The sequence below is a fragment of the Pseudomonas sihuiensis genome, from assembly GCF_900106015.1.
Lineage (GTDB): Bacteria > Pseudomonadota > Gammaproteobacteria > Pseudomonadales > Pseudomonadaceae > Aquipseudomonas > Aquipseudomonas sihuiensis.
This window is the reverse complement of record NZ_LT629797.1, coordinates 4614540-4634654: the sequence shown is the minus strand read 5'-3', so window position 1 is coordinate 4634654 and position 20115 is coordinate 4614540. Positions and strand designations below refer to the sequence as shown.

Annotated in this window: 17 protein-coding genes; 12 read left to right on the top strand and 5 right to left on the bottom strand. The window is 63.9% G+C overall.

What is annotated here, in order from left to right; genetic code table 11:
- Positions 1-32 precede the first annotated feature (32 nt).
- The gene (locus BLT86_RS21760; RefSeq protein WP_021487773.1) at positions 33-428 is read left to right on the top strand and encodes a YkgJ family cysteine cluster protein; all 396 of its coding nucleotides are present in this window, start codon (positions 33-35) and stop codon (positions 426-428) included.
- Between the two features lie 129 nt (positions 429-557).
- Here the strand turns inward: BLT86_RS21760 and BLT86_RS21755 are convergent, their stop codons facing one another.
- The 4 genes from BLT86_RS21755 to choX all read right to left on the bottom strand — a co-directional run bounded on the left by BLT86_RS21755 (position 558) and on the right by choX (position 4258).
- On the bottom strand, positions 558-1034 hold the full coding sequence (locus tag BLT86_RS21755) for a thioesterase family protein (protein ID WP_017678504.1): 477 nt from the start codon (positions 1032-1034) through the stop codon (positions 558-560).
- 199 nt (positions 1035-1233) lie between these two features.
- Complete coding sequence (locus tag BLT86_RS21750) at positions 1234-2199, bottom strand: L-carnitine dehydrogenase (RefSeq protein ID WP_017678503.1); 966 nt, start codon at positions 2197-2199, stop codon at positions 1234-1236.
- A gap of 139 nt (positions 2200-2338) precedes the next feature.
- Positions 2339-3226, bottom strand: coding sequence for a BKACE family enzyme (locus BLT86_RS21745; protein ID WP_017678502.1), 888 nt, complete (start codon positions 3224-3226; stop codon positions 2339-2341).
- Between the two features lie 99 nt (positions 3227-3325).
- Complete coding sequence (gene choX / locus BLT86_RS21740) at positions 3326-4258, bottom strand: choline ABC transporter substrate-binding protein (RefSeq protein ID WP_017678501.1); 933 nt, start codon at positions 4256-4258, stop codon at positions 3326-3328.
- Positions 4259-4558: 300 nt separating this feature from the next.
- Here choX and BLT86_RS21735 point away from each other — a divergent pair, with 300 nt between their 5' ends.
- The 8 genes from BLT86_RS21735 (at position 4559) to BLT86_RS21700 (ending at position 14128) form a co-directional block, all read left to right on the top strand.
- On the top strand, positions 4559-5506 hold the full coding sequence (locus tag BLT86_RS21735; protein ID WP_017678500.1) for a GlxA family transcriptional regulator: 948 nt from the start codon (positions 4559-4561) through the stop codon (positions 5504-5506).
- Between the two features lie 194 nt (positions 5507-5700).
- Positions 5701-6678 carry a dipeptidase gene (locus tag BLT86_RS21730; protein ID WP_003458935.1) on the top strand — a complete coding sequence of 326 codons (978 nt, stop codon included), beginning with the start codon at positions 5701-5703 and terminating at the stop codon, positions 6676-6678.
- 169 nt (positions 6679-6847) lie between these two features.
- Positions 6848-7378 (top strand): DUF5943 domain-containing protein, encoded by a 531-nt coding sequence (locus BLT86_RS21725; RefSeq protein WP_084342426.1) that lies wholly within the window; start codon positions 6848-6850, stop codon positions 7376-7378.
- A 74-nt stretch (positions 7379-7452) separates the two neighbouring features.
- Positions 7453-9513, top strand: coding sequence for a dimethylglycine demethylation protein DgcA (dgcA, locus tag BLT86_RS21720; RefSeq protein WP_092379536.1), 2061 nt, complete (start codon positions 7453-7455; stop codon positions 9511-9513).
- 165 nt (positions 9514-9678) lie between these two features.
- On the top strand, positions 9679-11640 hold the full coding sequence (dgcB, locus tag BLT86_RS21715) for a dimethylglycine demethylation protein DgcB (RefSeq protein ID WP_092379533.1): 1962 nt from the start codon (positions 9679-9681) through the stop codon (positions 11638-11640).
- A 106-nt stretch (positions 11641-11746) separates the two neighbouring features.
- Positions 11747-12979 carry an electron transfer flavoprotein subunit alpha gene (gene etfA / locus BLT86_RS21710; RefSeq protein WP_017678495.1) on the top strand — a complete coding sequence of 411 codons (1233 nt, stop codon included), beginning with the start codon at positions 11747-11749 and terminating at the stop codon, positions 12977-12979.
- A gap of 62 nt (positions 12980-13041) precedes the next feature.
- The gene (etfB, locus tag BLT86_RS21705) at positions 13042-13815 is read left to right on the top strand and encodes an electron transfer flavoprotein subunit beta (protein WP_092380484.1); all 774 of its coding nucleotides are present in this window, start codon (positions 13042-13044) and stop codon (positions 13813-13815) included.
- 55 nt (positions 13816-13870) lie between these two features.
- On the top strand, positions 13871-14128 hold the full coding sequence (locus tag BLT86_RS21700; protein WP_017678493.1) for a hypothetical protein: 258 nt from the start codon (positions 13871-13873) through the stop codon (positions 14126-14128).
- Between the two features lie 199 nt (positions 14129-14327).
- Here the strand turns inward: BLT86_RS21700 and gbdR are convergent, their stop codons facing one another.
- Positions 14328-15422, bottom strand: a complete 1095-nt coding sequence (gene gbdR / locus BLT86_RS21695; RefSeq protein ID WP_017678492.1) for a choline metabolism transcriptional regulator GbdR — start codon at positions 15420-15422, stop codon at positions 14328-14330.
- Between the two features lie 695 nt (positions 15423-16117).
- On the opposite strand from gbdR, the gene BLT86_RS21690 reads away from it, so the two are divergent.
- From BLT86_RS21690 to BLT86_RS21680, 3 genes are all read left to right on the top strand, one after another.
- Positions 16118-17062: an ABC transporter substrate-binding protein gene (locus tag BLT86_RS21690; protein WP_017678491.1), complete on the top strand. Its 945-nt coding sequence runs from the start codon at positions 16118-16120 to the stop codon at positions 17060-17062.
- Positions 17063-18037: 975 nt separating this feature from the next.
- Positions 18038-19243: a quaternary amine ABC transporter ATP-binding protein gene (locus BLT86_RS21685; RefSeq protein WP_017678490.1), complete on the top strand. Its 1206-nt coding sequence runs from the start codon at positions 18038-18040 to the stop codon at positions 19241-19243.
- The gene (locus tag BLT86_RS21680) at positions 19236-20114 is read left to right on the top strand and encodes an ABC transporter permease (RefSeq protein WP_003458908.1); all 879 of its coding nucleotides are present in this window, start codon (positions 19236-19238) and stop codon (positions 20112-20114) included. The genes BLT86_RS21685 and BLT86_RS21680 overlap by 8 nt, the downstream gene beginning before the upstream one ends.
- Position 20115 lies beyond the last annotated feature (1 nt).

The following is a 20115-nucleotide window of genomic DNA, read 5'->3' as shown; positions in this document are numbered from 1 at the left end:
TCCGCCGCACAAGACAGGCCTACCCGAGCATCATGATAAAACCCCGCCTGATAGCCGCTGCAGAGATCGACCGCCTGGAAACCTGGGCCAAATACACGGCAGACATGTGCCATAGCTGCATGTCCACCTGCTGCACCATGCCGGTTGAGGTGCGCCTGAACGATCTGATCCGCCTGGAGCTGGTGGACGAGTTCGAGCGCAGCGAGCCACCGAAGAACATCGCCAAGCGCCTGCAGAAGGACGGCATCGTCGAGCGCTTCAACCAGAAGTCGGGCATCTTCACCCTGATCCGCATGTCCAACAACGACTGCCTGTTCCTCGATCGCAAGACGCGCCTGTGCACCGTCTACGACAAGCGTCCGGACACCTGTCGCCATCACCCCAAGGTCGGTCCGCGACCGGGGTATTGCGCGTACAAGCCAAAGTAGTCGAAAAGGTGCCGGGCGAATCTGGCGTCCAGCTCGCCTGATATACCGAGTTCGCCGCGGGGCGCGGCTCCTACGCAAGCACGAGCAGCCCCGCCGACCTGTAGGAGCCCCGCCCCGGGGCGAAGCTTGCTAGCGGCGCAGGCCTATAACCCGGCCAACGCAGACCGGCTGTGGCAATCCCTGATGCTCGCTGGTCAGCTGCGCGACCTTGTCGGCCACCTGAGCGTCAAACTGCGCCGCGCGGCCGGCGGCGCTGTCGATATTCATCAGCATCTGCTCGCTTTCCGCCAGGCTGGCGTCCTCGCCAGGTCGATACAGCGCATGGTGGATATGCAGGCGTTTGGCGTCATGCGCCAAAAGCTGCGTACGCACTTCCACCGGCTCACCCTCCTTCACCTCCGCCAGGAAGTTGAGGTGACATTCCAGGGTGTACAGGGTGTGCCCGGTACGGACGCGGCCGGCTTCGTCCAGGCCCAGCACGTCCATCAGCGCATCGGTGGCGTGGCTGAAAATCAGCAGGTAGAAGGCATCGCGCAGATGGCCGTTGTAGTCGACCCAGTCGGGGGCAACACCGGTGCGGTAGGTGGTAAGTGGTTTGTTGCACATTTCAGTGTGACTCCTGAAGCGGCCCTCTTCCCCAGCCCCCACTCTGTGCCCCAGCTCTTCGCAGAGCTCAGGTCGCAACAGCGGGCGAAGCAGTGCTTCGCTGTTCCCGCTTTTGCCCCATAAATGGGAGGGGGGAGCTAGCTCGGAGCGGCTGGATATTCTGGCGTAGGGTGCGCCATGCGCACCGGGAGTGACTCGGTTACTCGGCGAACTCGAAGCCATGCTTGGCCTTGGTCTGGCGGATCGCCTCCAACACCGCCAGCAGGCAATCGTCGCGATAGCGCTCCAGGGCATCCAGGCTGCGTTCGCCCTGCTGCTCGGCAGTGCCCTCGACCACCGCGTCGATCAGCCCCTCGGTCAGCTCCGGCGCCTCGAGGTACGTCCAGGGCAGCTTCAGCGCCGGGCCGAACTGGGCCATGAAGTGACGCATGCCGGCCGGGCCGCCGGCCAGGGTGTAGGTCAGGAAACTGCCCATAAAGGACCAGCGCAGGCCGGCGCCGAAGCGGATCGCGTCGTCGATCTCGCCGGTGGTCGCCACGCCGTCGTTGACCAGGTGCAGCGCCTCGCGCCACAGCGCCTCGAGCAAGCGGTCGGCGATAAAGCCCGGCACCTCCTTGCGCACATGCAGCGGGCGCATGCCCAGCGATTGGTAGACCTCGATGGCGGCCTGCACCGCCTCCGGGGCGGTCTTCGCACCGCCCACCACCTCCACCAGCGGCAGCAGATACACCGGGTTGAACGGATGGCCGACCACGCAGCGCTCGGGGTGTGCGGCATCGGCGTAGAACTCGCTGGGCAGCAGGCCCGAGGTGCTGGAGCCGATCAACACATCGGGACGGGCGGCGGCGCTGATCTTCGCGTGCAGCTCGCACTTGAGCTCGAGGCGCTCGGGCGCGCTCTCCTGGATGAAATCGGCATCGCGTACGCAGTCTTCGATGGTGCTGACGAAGCGCAGGCGATCCAGCGAGGCGCCGGGGGCCAGGCCCTGTTTTTCCAGCGCCGGCCAGGCATTGGCCAGACGCGTGCGCAATGCAGCCTCGGCGCCAGGCGCCGGGTCCCAGGCGATCACGTCGAGGCCATGAGCCAGGGCACGGGCGATCCAGCCGGCGCCGATGACGCCGGTGCCAAGAGCGGCGAAGGTCTTGATATCGGTAACGAAGGACATGGTGGGTTCCTTGCGGGTGTAGCCCGGATGCAATCCGGGGATGGCAGGTGAAATTTCCCCGGATTGCATCCGGGCTGTCGCGGCTAAAGCCCCTCCCACAAGCGCGGCGCGAATCGGGGGGGCCGGGCGGCGCTGCGCTCTAGCCGCGGCGTTTGAGCTTCATCTTTTCCCGCCCCTCGGCCGGGGTCAGGGCGCGGCCGCCGAGGCGTTCGATGATCTCGATGGCGCGCTCGACCAACTGGCCGTTGCTGGCGTGCACGCCGCGATCCAGCCAGATGTTGTCCTCCAGACCGACCCGCACGTGGCCGCCGAGCAGCATGGCCTGGGCGACCATGGGCATCTGCATGCGGCCGATGCCAAAGCCGGCCCAGGTGATGCCAGGCGGCAGGTTGTCGGCCATGGCCTTCATGGTCGTGGTGTCGGCCGGCGCGCCCCAGGGGATGCCCAGGCACAGCTGGATCAGCGGGTCGTCCAGCAGCCCTTCCTTGATCATCTGCTTGGCGAACCACAGGTGGCCGGTGTCGAAGATTTCCAGTTCGGCCTTCACGCCCAGCTCGGTGATGCGCTTGGCGCCGGCGCGCAGCTGCGCCGGGGTGGAGACGTAGATGAAATCGCCGTCGCCGAAATTCAGGGTGCCGCAGTCCAGGGTGCAGATTTCCGGCAGCAGTTCTTCGACATGCGCCAGGCGGGTGATTGGCCCTACCAGATCGGTGCCGGCGCCGAACTCCAATGGCTGCTCGCCCCGGCCAATCTCCAGATCACCGCCCATGCCGGCGGTGAGGTTGATGATCACGTCGGTATCGCTTTCGCGAATGCGCTCAACCAACTCGCGGTACAGCGCCACGTCACGGCTGGGCTTGCCGGTCTGCGGGTCGCGCACATGACAGTGGGCGACGGTAGCGCCGGCCTTGGCCGCCTCGATGGCGGCGGCGGCGATCTCCTTGGGCGTGACCGGGATCGCCGGGTGCTTGCCGACGGTGTCGCCAGCGCCGGTCACCGCGCAGGTGACGATAACCTCGTAATTCATTTTCGACTGTCCTTTCCAGAGGCGAACGAGTGCCGACGGCTGAGCCGCAGGCGTTGTGCAAAGAGGGAAATTGGCGCCGAATAAACCGGCGCCGTGGTATCAGTTGCCGGCGACCAGCGCGGCGTTGGCGGGCTTGCCGTCCAGCGTGGTGACGCCATCGAGCCAGGTCTCGACCACCTGCGGGTTGGCCTTGATCCAGTCGCGCGCCACCTGTGCTGGCGCCTTACGATCCATGATCGGCTGCATCAGCTCGGCCTCCTGCGCGCTGGTAAAGCGCAGACTGGTGAGCAGGCGGTTGGCGTTGGGGCAACGCTCGGCGTAGTCCGGCGCGGTGACGGTGGACACCGTGGCGGCTCCATCGTTGGGGCCGAACACGTCGTCAGTGCCGGTGAGGTAGGTGACCTGCATCGACAGGTTCATCGGGTGCGGTTTCCAGCCAAAGAACACCACCGGTTTCTCGTTGCGTACGGCGCGGCCAACGGCGGCGAGCATGCCTGCTTCACTCGACTCCACCAGTTTGAAGCCACCCAGACCGAACTGATTGGAGTCGATCATTTTCTGGATCGCCGTATTGGCGCCCGAACCGGCTTCGATGCCATAGATCTTGCCGTCTAGCTCGTCCTTGAATTTGGCGATGTCGGCCAGGGTCTTGAGGCCCTTGTCAGCGGTGTAGCTGGGTACGGCGAGCACGGCCACGGCGTCATCCAGCGACGGCTCGGCCGCGACCTTGACCGCGCCAGCGTCGAGGAAGGGTTTGATGTTGTCGTCCATGATCGGCTTCCAGTAACCGAGGAAGGCATCGATCTGCCCTTTCTGAATACCGGCGAAGATGATCTGTTGCGACGCCTGGGTCTGCTTGGTTTCGTAACCGAGGCCCTGCAACAGTTCACTGGCGACGGCGGTGGTGGCGACCACGTCGGTCCAGCCGACGGCGCCGATGCGAACGTTCTTGCAACTGGCGTCGTCGGCCAGCAGGGAGGTACTGAACAGGCTCAGGGTGCAGCACGCGGCCAGCGCGGTAAGACCTTTCATCTGGGTGCTCCTCATCGTGTCACAGCGGTTCTATTTCGTTCTTCTAGAGGCCTGCCAACGGACAGAACCCCCACCGTGTTCGGGGACTTTCGTCTCCCGATGAAAACACCTTACGCTTCGATTTCACGCCTCATTCGCACTTGAGCGACTATCTATTGACCTATACCGACTTTCTGCTTGCATGAAAGCCATGCTGGCCCATTAATCTTTCCGATATGCCCGTAGCCCGGATGCAATCCGGGAATCCGCCCCGGATTGCATCCGGGCTACCTGCCACCCTGCACCGGCGTCTTGACCTGTATGCCTCAGACCTTCTGCTTCCTGCTGCTACCCGGCTTTTCCATGATGGGTCTGATGTCGGCCATCGAACCGCTGCGCGTGGCCAATCGCTTTCGCGGCGAGCTGTATCGCTGGCGCCTGCTCAGCCAGGACGGCAATGCCGTGCAGGCAAGCAACGGTATGTCGCTCAACGTCGATGGCAGCCTGGAACTGCCCGCTGACACCCAGGCGCTGTTCGTGGTCGCCGGCTTCGAACCGCTGGCCCACTACGACCATCACCTGGCGCACTGGTTGCAACGGCGCGAACCGGAACTGGCAGTGCTCGGCGGCATCGACACCGGCAGCTTCGTGCTGGCCGAGGCCGGGCTGTTCCAGCACCAGCGTCTGACCCTGCACTGGGAAGCCATCGACGCCTTTCGCGAGCGCTACCCGGCGTTGCTGGTCACCCAGGAGCTGTTCGAGATCGACGGTAAACGCATCACCAGCGCAGGGGGCACCAGCAGCCTCGACCTGATGCTCGGCCTGATCGGCCAGGAACACGGCGAGCCGCTGGCGGTGCAGGTGTCCGAACAGTTCGTGGTCAGCCGCATCCGCACCCGTCTGGATCACCAGCGCATGCAGGTGGCCAGTCGCTACGACCTGCACAACAAGAAGTTGGTGCGGGTGGTCGGCGAAATGGAGCGCCAGTGCGAGCAACCGCTGTCCACCGAGGCGCTGGCCGAGTTGGCCGGCATCACCGTGCGCCAGCTGGAGCGGCTGTTTCGTCATCATCTGGATACCACGCCTTCGGCCTTCTACCTTGACCTGCGGCTGGACAAGGCGCGCCAATTGCTGCGCCAGAGCGATCTGAACGTGCTGGAGGTGGGCCTGGCCTGCGGCTTCGATTCGGCCTCGTACTTCTCCCGCTGTTATCGCAAGCGCTTCGCCGCCAGCCCCAGTCAGGATCGTCACGAACGACCAGGCAGCTAGGCCAACCGTAGCCCCGATGCAATCCGGGCTACGCGGTAACGGGCGAAACGCTGGCATATCCGTTCGCGACCTCGGCTTGACGCTTTCGGCAAACCCCCAGTCGTTTTTGCACCGGGTCGCCCTGCCCCCCAGGGATAAGCTCTCCCCAAAGCGCCGACAACCGACTCGGCGCATCTGTTTAGGGGACAAGCCTGATGAGCCCAGCCGAATTGCACGCCGACAGCATCGTCATCGACGGTCTGATCATCGCCAAGTGGAACCGCGAACTGTTCGAAGACATGCGCAAGGGCGGCCTGACCGCGGCCAACTGCACCGTGTCGGTGTGGGAAGGGTTCCAGGCCACGGTGAACAACATCGTCGCCAGCAATAACCTGATCCGCGAGAACAGCGACCTGGTCATCCCGGTGCGCACCACCACCGACATCCGCAAGGCCAAGGAACAAGGCAAGACCGGCATTCTCTACGGCTTCCAGAATGCCCACGCGTTCGAGGATCAGATCGGCTACGTCGAAGTGTTCAAGCAGCTCGGCGTGGGCATCGTGCAGATGTGCTACAACACCCAGAACCTGGTCGGCACCGGCTGCTACGAGCGCGACGGCGGGCTTTCCGGCTTCGGCCGCGAGATCGTCGCCGAGATGAACCGCGTTGGCATCATGTGCGACCTGTCCCACGTCGGCTCCAAGACCAGCGAGGAAGTCATCCTCGAATCGAAGAAGCCGGTGTGCTATTCCCACTGCCTGCCGTCCGGCCTGAAAGAACACCCGCGCAACAAGTCCGATGAAGAGCTGAAGTTCATCGCCGACCACGGCGGCTTCGTTGGCGTGACCATGTTCGCGCCGTTCCTGGCCAAGGGCATCGACTCGACCATCGATGACTACGCCGAGGCCATCGAATACGTGATGAACCTGGTCGGCGAAGACGCCATCGGCATCGGCACCGACTTCACCCAGGGCCACGGCCAGGACTTCTTCGAGTACCTGACCCACGACAAGGGCTACGCCCGGCGCCTGACCAACTTCGGCAAGATCGTCAACCCGCTGGGCATCCGCACCGTCGGCGAGTTCCCCAACCTCACCGAGACCCTGCTCAAGCGCGGCATGCCCGAGCGCGTGGTACGCAAGGTCATGGGCGAGAACTGGGTAAGGGTACTGAAAGACGTCTGGGGCGAGTAAGCCTTTCCAACCACGCCCTCTCCCCCGACCCCTCTCCCATAAATGGGAGAGGGGAGCAAAGCGGCCGGCATGCACTTGAAGCTGTGCATGCACGGACAGCCCCCTCTCCCGCTTGCGGGAGAGGGTTGGGGAGAGGGCAAAAACCAACGAATTCTGGAGCTGAACACACATGGCCACCCACGCCCCCGAAATGCCCATCGAAGTCGACGACGAAACCGGCGTCTGGACCACCGACGCCCTGCCGATGCTCTATGTGCCGCGCCACTTCTTCGTCAACAACCACATGGGCATCGAGGAAGTGCTCGGCGCCGAGAAGTACGCCGAGATCCTCTACAAGGCCGGCTACAAATCCGCCTGGCACTGGTGCGAGAAGGAAGCCGAGTGCCACGGCATTTCCGGCGCGGCGGTATTCGAGCACTACATGAAGCGCCTGTCGCAGCGCGGCTGGGGACTGTTCGAAACGCAGAAGCTCGACCTGGAAACCGGCCATGCCGAGGTCAAGCTCAAGCACTCGGCCTTCGTCTACGTGTACGGCAAGGTGAATCGCAAGGTGGATTACATGTTCACCGGCTGGTTCTCCGGTGCCATCGACCAGATCCTGGCCGCCAAGGGCAGCCCGATCCGCACCGTCACCGTGCAGGAATACAGCGGCGCCGAAGACGGCCATGACGACGGCCTGTTCGTCACCCGGCCACTCTGAGTCACCCATAAGAAATGCGTGGGAGCGGCCAGCGCCACCCACAACGCTAGAGCGCTTACCGTGAGGATGCCGTAATGGCCTTCGAAGCAATGTTCCAGCCGATCCAGATCGGCAAGCTGACCATCCGCAACCGTGTGCTCAGCACCGCGCACGCCGAGGTTTACGCCACCGACGGCGGCATGACCACCGAGCGCTACGTGAAGTACTACGAGGAGAAGGCCAAGGGCGGCATCGGCCTGGCGATCTGTGGCGGCTCATCGGTGGTGGCCATCGACAGCCCGCAGCAGTGGTGGAGCTCGGTCAACCTGTCCACCGACCGCATCATCCCGCACTTCCAGAATCTCGCTGACGCCATGCACAAGCACGGCGCCAAGATCATGATTCAGATTACCCACATGGGCCGCCGCTCGCGCTGGGATGGCTACCACTGGCCGACCCTGATGTCGCCGTCCGGCATCCGTGAACCGGTGCACCGCGCCACCTGCAAGACCATCGAGGTCGAGGAAATCTGGCGGGTGATCGGCAACTACGCGCAGGCTGCACGCCGCGCCAAGGAAGGCGGCCTGGATGGTGTCGAGCTGTCCGCCGTGCATCAGCACATGATCGACCAGTTCTGGTCGCCGCGCGTGAACAAGCGCACCGACGAATGGGGCGGCACCTTCGAGGGCCGCATGAAGTTCGGCCTGGAAGTGCTCAAGGCCGTGCGCAAGGAAGTCGGTGACGACTTCTGCGTCGGCATGCGCATCACCGGCGACGAATTCCATCCGGACGGCCTGTCCCACGAGGACATGAAACAGATCGCCGCCTATTACGACGCCACCGGCATGCTCGACTTCATCGGCGTCGTCGGCTCGGGCTGCGACACCCACAACACCCTGGCCAACGTCATCCCCAACATGAGCTTCCCGCCGGAGCCCTTCCTGCACCTGGCGGCCGGCATCAAGGAAGTGGTCAAGGTGCCGGTGCTGCACGCACAGAACATCAAGGACCCGAACCAGGCCACGCGCATCCTCGAAGGCGGCTACGTCGACATGGTCGGCATGACCCGCGCGCACATGGCCGACCCGCACCTGATCGCCAAGATCAAGATGGGCCAGATCGACCAGATCAAGCAGTGCGTCGGCGCCAACTACTGCATCGACCGCCAGTATCAGGGCCTGGACGTGCTGTGCATCCAGAACGCCGCCACCAGCCGTGAATACATGGGCGTACCACACATCATCGAGAAAACCACCGGTGTGAAACGCAAGGTGGTGGTCGTCGGCGGTGGCCCGGCCGGCATGGAGGCGGCACGTGTCGCGGCCGAGCGTGGCCACGACGTGACCCTGTTCGAGAAGCAGGACAGCCTCGGCGGGCAGATCAGCATCGCCGCCCGCGCTCCGCAACGCGACCAGATCGCCGGTATCACCCGCTGGTACCAGCTGGAACTGGCACGCCTGGGCATCGACCTGCGCCTGGGCACCGCGGCCGACGAGGCCACCCTCCTCGACCTGCGCCCAGACGTCGTCGTACTGGCCAACGGCGGCCATCCGTTCCTCGAACAAAACGAGCACTGGGGCGCCGACGAAGGCCTGGTGGTGAGCAGCTGGGACGTGCTCTCGGGCAAGGTCGAACCCGGCAAGAACGTACTGGTGTACGACACCATCTGCGAGTTCACCGGCATGTCCGTGGCCGACTACCTGGCCGACAAGGGCGCTCAGGTGGAGATCGTCACTGACGACATCAAGCCGGGCGTGGCCATTGGCGGGACCAGCTTCCCGACCTACTACCGCAGCCTGTATCCGAAAGAAGTGATCATGACCGGCGACCTGATGCTGGAGAAGGTCTACCGCGAAGGCGACAAGCTGGTCGCCGTGCTGGAGAACGAATACACCGGTGCCAAGGAAGAGCGCGTGGTCGACCAGGTGGTGGTGGAGAACGGCGTGCGTCCGGACGAATCGCTGTACTACGCACTCAAGCAGGGCTCGCGCAACAAGGGCCAGATCGACGTCGACGCGCTATTCGCGATCAAGCCGCAGCCGTGCCTGAGCGAGCCGGGCGATGGTTACCTGCTGTTCCGCATCGGCGACTGCGTGGCCCAGCGCAACACCCACGCGGCGATCTATGACGCCTTGCGCCTGTGCAAGGACTTTTAGCCACGACACGAACGGCCCCCTCTCCCGCTTGCGGGAGAGGGCGGGGGGAGAGGGCCCGTTGGGCGGTGACTTTCGGTCCCTGCTCCCCCTCTCCCTAACCCTCTCCCCGCAGGGGCGAGGGGACTGAACCGTGTTGTTTTCCGGTCCCGCGAAGGAGACCACGAAATGTTGAACACCATCCTCCCCCTCCTGCTCTTCGCCGCCCTGGCCCTCGCGGTCATCGGGGCGGCCAAGCGCTTCTTCATGTGGCGTCGTGGCCGACCAGCCAAGGTCGACTGGATCGGCGGCCTGCTGAAGATGCCGCGTCGCTACCTGGTGGATCTGCACCACGTGGTCGAGCGCGACAAGTACATGTCCAAGACCCACGTGGCCACTGCCGGCGGCTTCGTGCTGGCGGCAGTGCTGGCCATCGTCGTGCACGGTTTCGCCCTGCACAACCGTATCCTTGGCTTCGCCCTGCTGGCGGCCACGGTGCTGATGTTCGTCGGCGCCCTGTTCGTCGCCAAGCGCCGCCTGAATCCGCCCTCGCGCCTGTCGAAAGGCCCGTGGATGCGCCTGCCGAAAAGCCTGCTGATGTTCGCAGCGAGCTTCTTCATCGCCACGCTGCCGGTGGCCGGCATCCTGCCCGCCGACTTCGGCGGCTGGGTGCTGGCGGCGATCCTCGCCGTTGGCGTGGCCTGGGGTGTGTCCGAGCTGTTCTTCGGCATGACCTGGGGCGGGCCGATGAAGCACGCCTTCGCCGGTGCCCTGCACCTGGCCTGGCACCGCCGTGCCGAGCGTTTCGGCGGCGGTCGCTCCACCGGCCTCAAGGCACTGGATCTGGACGACCCGAAAGCCCCGCTGGGCGTGGAAAAACCCACCGACTTCACCTGGAACCAGTTGCTCGGCTTCGACGCCTGCGTGCAGTGCGGCAAGTGCGAGGCCATGTGCCCAGCCTTCGCTGCTGGCCAGCCGCTGAACCCGAAGAAGCTGATCCAGGACATGGTCATCGGCCTGGCCGGTGGCAATGACGCCAAGTTCGCTGGTTCTCCCTACCCTGGCAAACCGCTGGGCGAACACAGCGGCGGCCCACACCTGCCAATCGTTGCTCTCGAAGGCAAGGCGCTGGTCGATGCCGACACCTTGTGGTCGTGCACCACCTGCCGCGCCTGCGTCGAGGAATGCCCGATGATGATCGAGCACGTCGACGCCATCGTCGACATGCGCCGTCACCTCACGCTTGAGAAGGGTGCAACCCCCAACAAGGGCGCCGAGGTGCTGGACAACCTGATCGCCACCGACAACCCCGGCGGTTTCAACCCTGGCGGTCGCCTGAACTGGGCGGCCGACCTGAACCTGCCGCTGCTCGCCGACAAGCAAGAAACCGACGTACTGTTCTGGGTCGGCGACGGCGCCTTCGATATGCGCAATCAGAGAACGCTGAGGGCTTTTGTGAAGATCCTCAAGGCTGCCGACGTCGACTTCGCCGTGCTCGGCCTGGAAGAGCGGGACAGCGGCGACGTGGCGCGCCGCCTGGGTGACGAAGCGACTTTCCAACACCTGGCCAAGCGCAACATCGCCACCCTGGCCAAGTACCGCTTCAAGCGCATCGTCAGCTGCGACCCGCACAGCTTCCACGTGCTGAAGAACGAGTACGGCGCACTCGGCGGCAACTATCAGGTGCTGCACCACAGCACCTTCATCGAAGAGCTGGTGCGCAAGGGCTCGCTGAATCTCGGCCAGAGCAAGGCCGCCCGCGTCACCTATCACGACCCCTGCTACCTCGGTCGCTACAACGGCGAGTACGAAGCGCCCCGCGCCGTGCTCAAGGCCATCGGCATCGAGGTCAAGGAGATGGAACGTTCGGGCTTCCGCTCGCGCTGCTGCGGCGGCGGTGGCGGCGCCCCGATCACCGACATCCCCGGCAAGCAACGTATCCCCGACATGCGCATGGTTGACATCCAGTCAACCGGCGCCGAGCTGGTGGCCGTCGGCTGCCCACAATGCACGGCGATGCTCGAAGGCGTGGTCGCGCCGCGTCCGGAAATCAAGGACATCGCCGAGCTGGTGGCAGAAGTGCTGATCGAAGCCACCGAGGTGGCGGCAAAAAAGCCACTCGCCAAGCGTGAACTGGCGGAGGTGCAGTGATGAAGCAACTGCATACAGCGACGGACGTAGGGCGGGTGCAACCCGCCAGCACCTGTCCGGCGGGTTGCACCCGCCCTACGCAAGCGCCTGACCAGGAGATCGCAGCATGAGCGACATCATCCGCCGCGACCCGCGCGCCGAGTGGATCACCCGCAACCGCCTGCACCCGCTGCATGCGGCCATGCAGAGCCAGGATCAGACCAGCTGGATGGGCCCCGATGGCATCATCCGCAAGAACCCGCACGCCATCGCCGCCGGCTTCATCGGCCCGGCCGGGCTCAAGCGTATCGACCGCAGCGGCGCCCAGCAGGGCACCGCCGGCAAACGCAGCAGCGCCAGCGTCGAGGTGCAGCTGCCGCTGCATGTGGTCGAGCAACCGGCCTTCCACGTCTGCGTGGTGCCGGACATGGTCGGCGGCCGCCTGTCCAGCCATGACAAGGACCTGCTCGGCCTGGCCCGCAAGCTGGCCGGCGAGAGTGGCGCCGTGGTCGCCGTGGTGTTCGGCGAGGACAAGGAAAACGCCTTCGACACGGCTGGCGTCGACCGCCTGCTGCGCATCGCAGGCGATGCCTTCGACGGCTACGCCCCGGAAGCCCGCGTACTGGCTCTGAGCGCCGTGGAAAGCCAACTGGCACCGCGCTACTGGCTGCTGCCCGACAGCCGCACCGGTGGCGGCGAGCTGGGTCGGCGCCTGGCCGCCAAGCTTGGTGAGCGCCCGGCTACGCGCGTCTGGCAGGTCGCTGGCGAGCAGGCCATCGGCCGCGCCGGCAGTGGCCAGCAGGATATCCAGCGCGCCCTGCCCCGCCTGATCCTGGCCGCCGCCGAATGCGCCGAGCCGGTCAGCGAAACCCGCCATGAAGCTCGCCTGCTGGAGCTGGGCGAGAAGGTCGCCCACAGCCTGTCACGTATCGAAGATCTCGGCCCGGTGGCCGTGGACCCCGCGCAGATTCCCATGGCCGAAGCCGAGTTCATTCTCTCCGGCGGCAACGGCGTGAAGGATTGGGAGCTGTTCCACCAGGCTGCCATCGCCCTCGGCGCCACCGAAGGCGCCTCGCGCGTGGCGGTGGACGACGGTTTCATGCCGCGCAACCGTCAGGTTGGCGCCACCGGTACCTGGGTCACCGCCCGCGTCTACCTGGCCGTCGGTATTTCCGGCGCCATCCAGCACCTGCAGGGCATCGGTGCCTGTGACAAGGTGGTGGCGGTGAACATGGACCCCGGCTGCGACATGATCAAACGTGCCGATCTTTCGGTGATCGGCGACTCGGCAGCGATCCTTGCGGCGCTGATGGAGCGCGTCGCCGCCTGGCGCCAGGAAGGAAAACGTGATGCGGCGTAGCCCGGATGAAATCCGGGTTCACCACCAGCTTTCCCGGATTGCATCCGGGCTACGGGGACACCATGACTGATCTGAATATCGTCGCCCTGGTCTCGGTCGGCGCCCACCCGACCTCGGGTCGCCCGCGCCGCGCCGAACAGGACGCCCGCGCGGTCGAGCTGGGCCTGCGTCTGGCCGGACAGAACCTGCAACTGCTGCATGCCGGCGACCCACAGGCCGAAGCCCTGCGCGGCTACCTGGGCATGGGTCTGGAACAGCTCGATGTGCTGGAACAGCCCGAAGGTGCCGATGCCCTGCCGCTGCTGGTCGACTATCTGCAGGGCAGCCGCACGCAGCTAGTGCTCACCGGCAGCCAGGCAGAAACCGGCGAAGGCTCCGGCATGCTGCCGTTTCTGCTGGCCGAGCGGCTGGGCTGGCCGATGGTGGTCGGCCTGGCGGAGGTCGAGAAAGTGGAGAATGGCGTGGCCCAGGTGCTGCAGGCGCTGCCGCGTGGACAGCGGCGCCGGCTCAAGGTACGCCTGCCCTGCGTGGCCAGCGTCGACAACGCCGCTCCGGTCGCCCGCCAAAGTGCCTTTGGCCCGGCACGGCGCGGGCAGATCGAAGTCCACGAGGTGACGGTGGTGGACGACTCGCTGCTGGCCGAAGCCAGTCTGCAGCCGGCCAAGTCACGGCCCAAACGGCTCAAGGTGATCAAGGCTAAAACGGGCGCGGAACGGATGAAGGCGGCCACGGCCAAAGCCAGTGGTGGTGGCGGCCAGGTGCTCAAGGATGCCTCGCCACAGGAGGGCGCAGAGGCTATCTTCAAGCTATTGATCGAAGAAGGGGTTCTGCGCTAACCGAGGTTTGAAGACCAACTGCGCAGCGCCTGCCTCGCCACAAGGAGCCACGACCATGATGCATGCCGATCTGATCGACCAGGAAGACTTCCGTGAGCGCCTGATCGCGCTGGGCCTGAGCATTCCACCAGGCGTCACGCCCGAGCAGGCCTGCGAGCTGGCTGTCAGCGGCCTCAGTGCCGAGCGCGCCGTGGCCCTGCGCCACCTGGTGGAAGAACTGCTTGGAGGCAGCGCCACCCTGCTGCCCAACGTACGCGAAGCCATCAGCCGCCATCTGCTGCCGGCGCTGGTGCCGAAGCCTGCTTCGGCTTGATCGATCCCACGGCGCACCCTACGCGCGGAGATCAGCCGTAGGGTGGGCTTTAGCCCACCACTCTGTTTGCGTCCGACCTCGTGGATTTTGCGTGGTTTTGGTGGGCTAAAGCCCACCCTACATCCGGCGCAAACGGCTTTAGCCGCGACGCCAAATAAAACGGGGCGCCACTGGCGCCCCGTTTTCATTGCCGCTCGATTCAGATGCGTACGCTGGCGAAGGTCGACTCGCCCTGGGCACGGTTGAGCGCCAGCACCGCGCTGGAATTGACCTGATGCTCGGGGATCGGCAGCAACATCACCAGGTTGTTGCCCTGCTGACCGGCGCGCTCGTCGCGTGGCGGAATGCCAAAGTACTCGCGGTAGCACTTGGAGAAATGCGGGGTGGAGACGAAACCGCAAACCGACGCCACCTCGATGATCGACATGCTGGTCTGCTTGAGCAGCTGACGGGCGCGGATCAGGCGCAGCTTGAGGTAGTAGCGCGACGGCGAGCAGTGCAGGTACTTCTGGAACAGGCGCTCGAGCTGGCGACGGGAGATGTCGACGAAGCAGGCCAGCTCGTCGAGATCGATCGGCTCCTCGAGGTTGGCCTCCATCAGCGCGACGATTTCCTGCAGCTTCGGCTGGTTGCTGCCGAGCATGTGCTTGAGCGGCACACGCTGGTGATCCTGCTCGTTGCGAATGCGCTCGTAGATGAACATCTCGGAGATGCCGGCGGCCAGTTCGCGGCCATGCTGCTGGCCGATCAGGTGCAGCATCATGTCCATCGGCGCGGTACCGCCAGAGGAGGTGTGGCGATTGCGGTCGATGGAGAACAGGCGAGTGGTGATGGCCGCACGCGGGAAGGCCTCCTGCATCGAGGCCAGGCACTCCCAGTGCACGCTGCAGTCGTAGCCATCGAGCAGACCGGCCTTGGCCAGCGCCCAGCTGCCGGTGCACACCGCACCGAGCAGGCGCCCCTGGCGCGCCTGCAACTGCAGCCAACTGACATGCTCACGCTTGACGCTGTGCTGAATATCCACGCCACCACAGACGATCACCGCATCCAACGCCGGAGCACTTTGCATGGCAGCGTCTGGAGTGATCTGCAAGCCATCACTGGCGCAGACCGGCAGGCCATCATGAGTCAGGGTATGCCAGCGAAACAGCTCCTTGCCGGAAAGCTGGTTGGCCATGCGCAGGGGCTCTACCGCCGAAGCCAGGGAAATCAGGGTGAAGTTGTCCAGGAGCAGGAAGCCGATGGACTGGGCGACACGGTTCTGGGGTTGCGCCCCTTGGCTGAACTGCGACATTGATGGAACCCTCTCACGCTAAGCACGGTGTGAGCCCAATTAGAAGTGGGCCTCTGTTTTATCCTGGCCAGGTTTGAAAACCGGGCGGCTATGCATCTCTACGCAAAGGTCATGCCTAAATTGATCAAGCGTTCAATAAAAACTGAACCTTCAATACATGGCGCGCCAGACGGACTCCTTGCCCCTGCTTTCAGGGTTTGCGAAACGCTCTCAAGGCCTCTTTGCGCAAGGCTTTGAGCATTTCGGTAGCACAGACTGAGCGGCCTGCTACGGCGTCTCTGGCTGTCAGTAACGGACGAGCGGTAACAACAGCGACCGCTCGGTCACACCTGAGGAAATCGATACCCGCAAGCGTCGCACCAAAAGCTCGCGAAGCGGCGGCTTTGCCAGAATCGCTGCACCAGCAAAGGTCACCGCTCGCTGGCGTGCCAGCCGCCAGGAGCACATGGAGAAGAACATCCTGACGAATCCGCAACAGGTTCGCGATGATCCAACTTTCGCCAGCGCGCCCAGCTCTCCAACCGACTCATGCATATCCAATCGCGCCGCGGCGAACCGTCCGTGTCGAGGTCTTTTCTCGGCATGCCGGTGTCGTTTCTCGCTCAGGGGGCGGCCCACCTCTTGCTGTGAAATAGCCGACCGCCCGCTTCAGGAATCTTCCAGCGGCTCCAGCCGCCCGAACAGAGGCACACCCCATGAACAGATTTGCTCGCTGGCTGCTGGTGATCGCCCTCACCTCCTCCACCGCCCTGCACGCCACAGAAGCCGAGCGCTGCGAGCTGGTGCGCCTGAGCGATGTCGGCTGGACCGACATCACCATGACCACCGCCGTTGCCCGTCTGATACTGGGCGAGATCGGCTATCGCACGCAGATACGCCGCCTGTCGTTGCCCGACACTTACCGCGGATTGTCCGAAGGACAGTTGGACGTGTTCCTGGGCAACTGGATGCCGGCCCAGAGTGAACTGGTACAGCCTCACCTGGACAGCGGCAGGATCGAGAAGCTGCACACCAACCTGCCGACAGTGCGTTACACCCTGGCGGTACTGACGCCAGGCTACGAGGGCGGACTGAAGGATTTCGCCGACATCCATCGCTTCAAGGACGAACTCGGTGGGCAGATCTTCGGCATCGAACCGGGCAACGAAGGCAACGAGATGGTCAAGGGCATGATTCGCGACAACACCTTCGGTCTGGCAGGTTTCAGCCTGGTCGAGTCGAGTGAAAGTGGCATGCTCAACCACGTCGAGCGTGCTCAACGCCTGGGCAAATGGGCGGTATTTCTCGGTTGGGAACCGCACCCGATGAACGAACGTCTGAAGATGAACTATCTGGCCGGTGGTGATGATTATTTCGGCCCCAATTACGGAGCGGCGCAGGTCAACACAGTGGCACGCGGCGGATTGAGCGCGCAGTGTCCCAACCTGGCTCGGCTTTTCCGCAATATGACCTTCACCATCAGCGCAGAAAACCAGTTGATGAGCGCCGTACTGGAAGGCAATACCAACCGCCGCCGCGTGGCCAAGCAGTGGATCGAAGACAACCCACAGATGATTACGGCCTGGCTGGAAGGCGTGACCCGCTATCAAGGTGGCCCTGTCAGTAAAGTGTTCGACGTATCACTAGCAGGAAATGACTGATAAATTCGACGAAATAGCCGAGAAAAACCAATAAAAATGGCAGACAACAAAGATCACCTGGTAGCTCGAAAGGGTTTTCCATCGCCTTGTCGAGAATCACACCCAGGCTCGCGACATGAACCAGGCGTGACCAACTGGTCACATTGCGCCGCCTTTCGATTTTTCAGCGACTTTCGGCACTACAGCACCTTTCGCTGTAAATTTTTTTCAACATCGCCGCAGCCCCCGCACTACGCTGCCTGCGCCTCGCTTGAAGAGCTGAAAACCAGCACCGGCGCGGCTTTCAGCCTTGGCCAAGGGACGAAAAAGTCTGTTAAGGTTTTTAAAGCACGCTATCGAAAGCGCTTCTCGATGCTCACATCGAGCGCTATTCGAAACGGCATCACACAGTGCTTTCAGGAGCCCGGAAAACGGCGAGAACATGGAAAAACACGGGGTGTGACGGACCATGTCGTCGCCCAACACGTCAGGGTCGCAAACCGATAATTGCGCAGACCCCAAGACTATATCGTTGAGTCAGCCGATAACGTCGCTGCCGCTTCCCGAGGGGAACGGCAGACTGGGGCTCACCGCCCCGGACCGAAGAACATACAAGCGCTGGCCCACCATCGATAGGGCGCCAGCCCAACAAGAAATTTCGGATGTACGCATGCGCCAGGACGACGCATGAATCCCCAAGGGAATGGGCTTCGAAACACTGCCAGAGGGTTTGGAAAGCGGTTTGCAGCACGGCAAGACAGTGGTCACTCATCAACAGGTTGCAACGACGCAGCGGGCAATTTTTGCCACCAGCCGCGTGCGCTGCAGCGTGCCCGAGCGCCACACTCGACGCCTGCCGCGAAACGTTCGCCAACCTCGAAACTCAGCAAACACCCACACAGGTATCAGAGGCCTGACACAGCTGATCTACGCTTCTACGATGCGTGCCCGGCCGTGCCAGCGCGAACTGGATGCCGATTGAAGGGGAAACGTCCCATGCAGTCTGGAAAGATCGTGGTCGAACACCTGTACAAGGTTTTCGGCCCCAACCCACAAGAAGCCATCGACCTGCTCAAGGAAGGCTGGAGCAAGGAGAGGATTCTGGCCGAGAAAGGCGCCGTGATCGGCGTCAGCGATGTGTCGTTCAGTGTCGAAGAGGGCGAGATCTTCGTCCTCATGGGCCTGTCCGGCTCTGGCAAATCCACCCTGATCCGTCTGATCAACCGCCTGGTCGAACCCAGCGCCGGTGACGTCTACATCGATGGCCAGAACGTGGCCAAGCTGCCGCAATCGCAACTGATCGACCTGCGCCGGCGCGACATGAGTATGGTCTTCCAGTCCTTCGCCCTGATGCCTTCGCGCAGCGTGCTGGATAACGCGGCCTTCGGCCTGGAAGTGGCCGGCACCGGCCGCAAGGAGCGCGAGAAGCGTGCCATGGAAGTGCTCAAGCAGGTTGGCCTGGACACCTTCGCTCACAAGTACCCACACGAACTCTCCGGCGGCATGCAGCAACGTGTAGGCCTGGCCCGCGCGCTGACGGTCAACCCGTCGATGATCATCATGGACGAGGCGTTCTCCGCCCTCGACCCGCTCAAGCGCCGCGAGATGCAGGACGTGCTGCTGGAGCTGCAGAAGACCCATCGCCGCACCATCATCTTCGTCTCCCACGACATCGAAGAAGCCATGCGCATCGGTACCCGCATCGGCATCATGGAAGGCGGCAAGCTGATCCAGGTCGGCACCCCGCAGGAACTGATCGAGAAGCCGGCCAACGAGTACGTGCGCAACTTCTTCGACACCGTCGACACCAGCCGCTACCTCACCGCCGGCCAGCTCAAGGCCGACAGCGTGCCGACCTACGTGCACAACGGCAGGGCGCCGGACGCGGCGAAGATCTGCAAGGAACTGCAGGCGCTGGACAAGCACTACGCGTTCATCGTCGACGAGGACAACCATTTCCAGGGCTCCATCAGCCTGGAGAAGATCGCCCTGATGGTCGACGGCGACGAGCCCAGACCACTCGAAGCGGATGCGCTCAAGCAGGTGGTGCCGGTACCCGAGGACATGCCGCTGGAACACGTCATCACCCGCCTGGTGGACAACGAAGGTCCGATCCCGGTGGTGGACGCCGAAGGCCATTACTGCGGCGCTATCAGCAAGGGCCGTCTGCTGACCCGACTGCAGGGGGAATCCCATGAGTGACAAGAAACTCGACCTGGGTAGCTGGGTCAACGACGTCGTCCAGCACCTGCTGGACAACTACAGCGGCGCCTTCGACAGCATCGGCAAACTGGTCAGCGGTTTCTCCGAAGGCATCGAAGCCTTGCTCATGCTGCCGCCGGCCTGGCTGCTGATCGCCATCTTCGTCGCCCTCGGTCTGTGGCGCATCGGCGCACGCTTCGCGGTATTCACCGCCGTGGCGTTCATCCTGATCGTCATGACCGGGTTCTGGGAACAGACCGTGGTCACCCTCGGCCTGACCTTCTCCTCGACGTTGATCAGCCTGCTGCTGGGCATCCCGCTGGGCATCTGGGCCGCCAAGAGCGAGCGCGTGGCGACCATCATCCGGCCGATCCTCGACTTCATGCAGACCATGCCGGCGTTCGTCTACCTGATTCCGGCGGCCATGCTCTTCGGCCTTGGCCGCGTGCCCGGCATCATCGCCACGGTGATCTTCGCCATGCCGCCGGCGGTGCGCCTGACCAGCCTGGGCATTCGCCAGGTGAACAAGGAAATCGTCGAGGCCGGCCAGTCCTTCGGCTGCACCAGCCGCCAGCTGCTGTTCAAGGTACAACTGCCCAACGCCATGCCGTCGATCATGGCCGGGGTCAACCAGACCATCATGATGGCCCTGTCGATGGTGATCATCGCCTCGATGGTCGGCGCCGGTGGCCTGGGTAACGATGTACTGGCGAGTATCCAGCGCCTGGACATCGGGCTAGGCTTCGAAAGCGGCATGGCCGTGGTGCTGCTGGCGATCATTCTCGACCGCATCACTGAAAGCTTCGGCACCAAGCAGACCGCCCGCGGCGGCATCTTTGCCTGGTTCAGCGGCAAGCTGCAGCGCCAGTAAA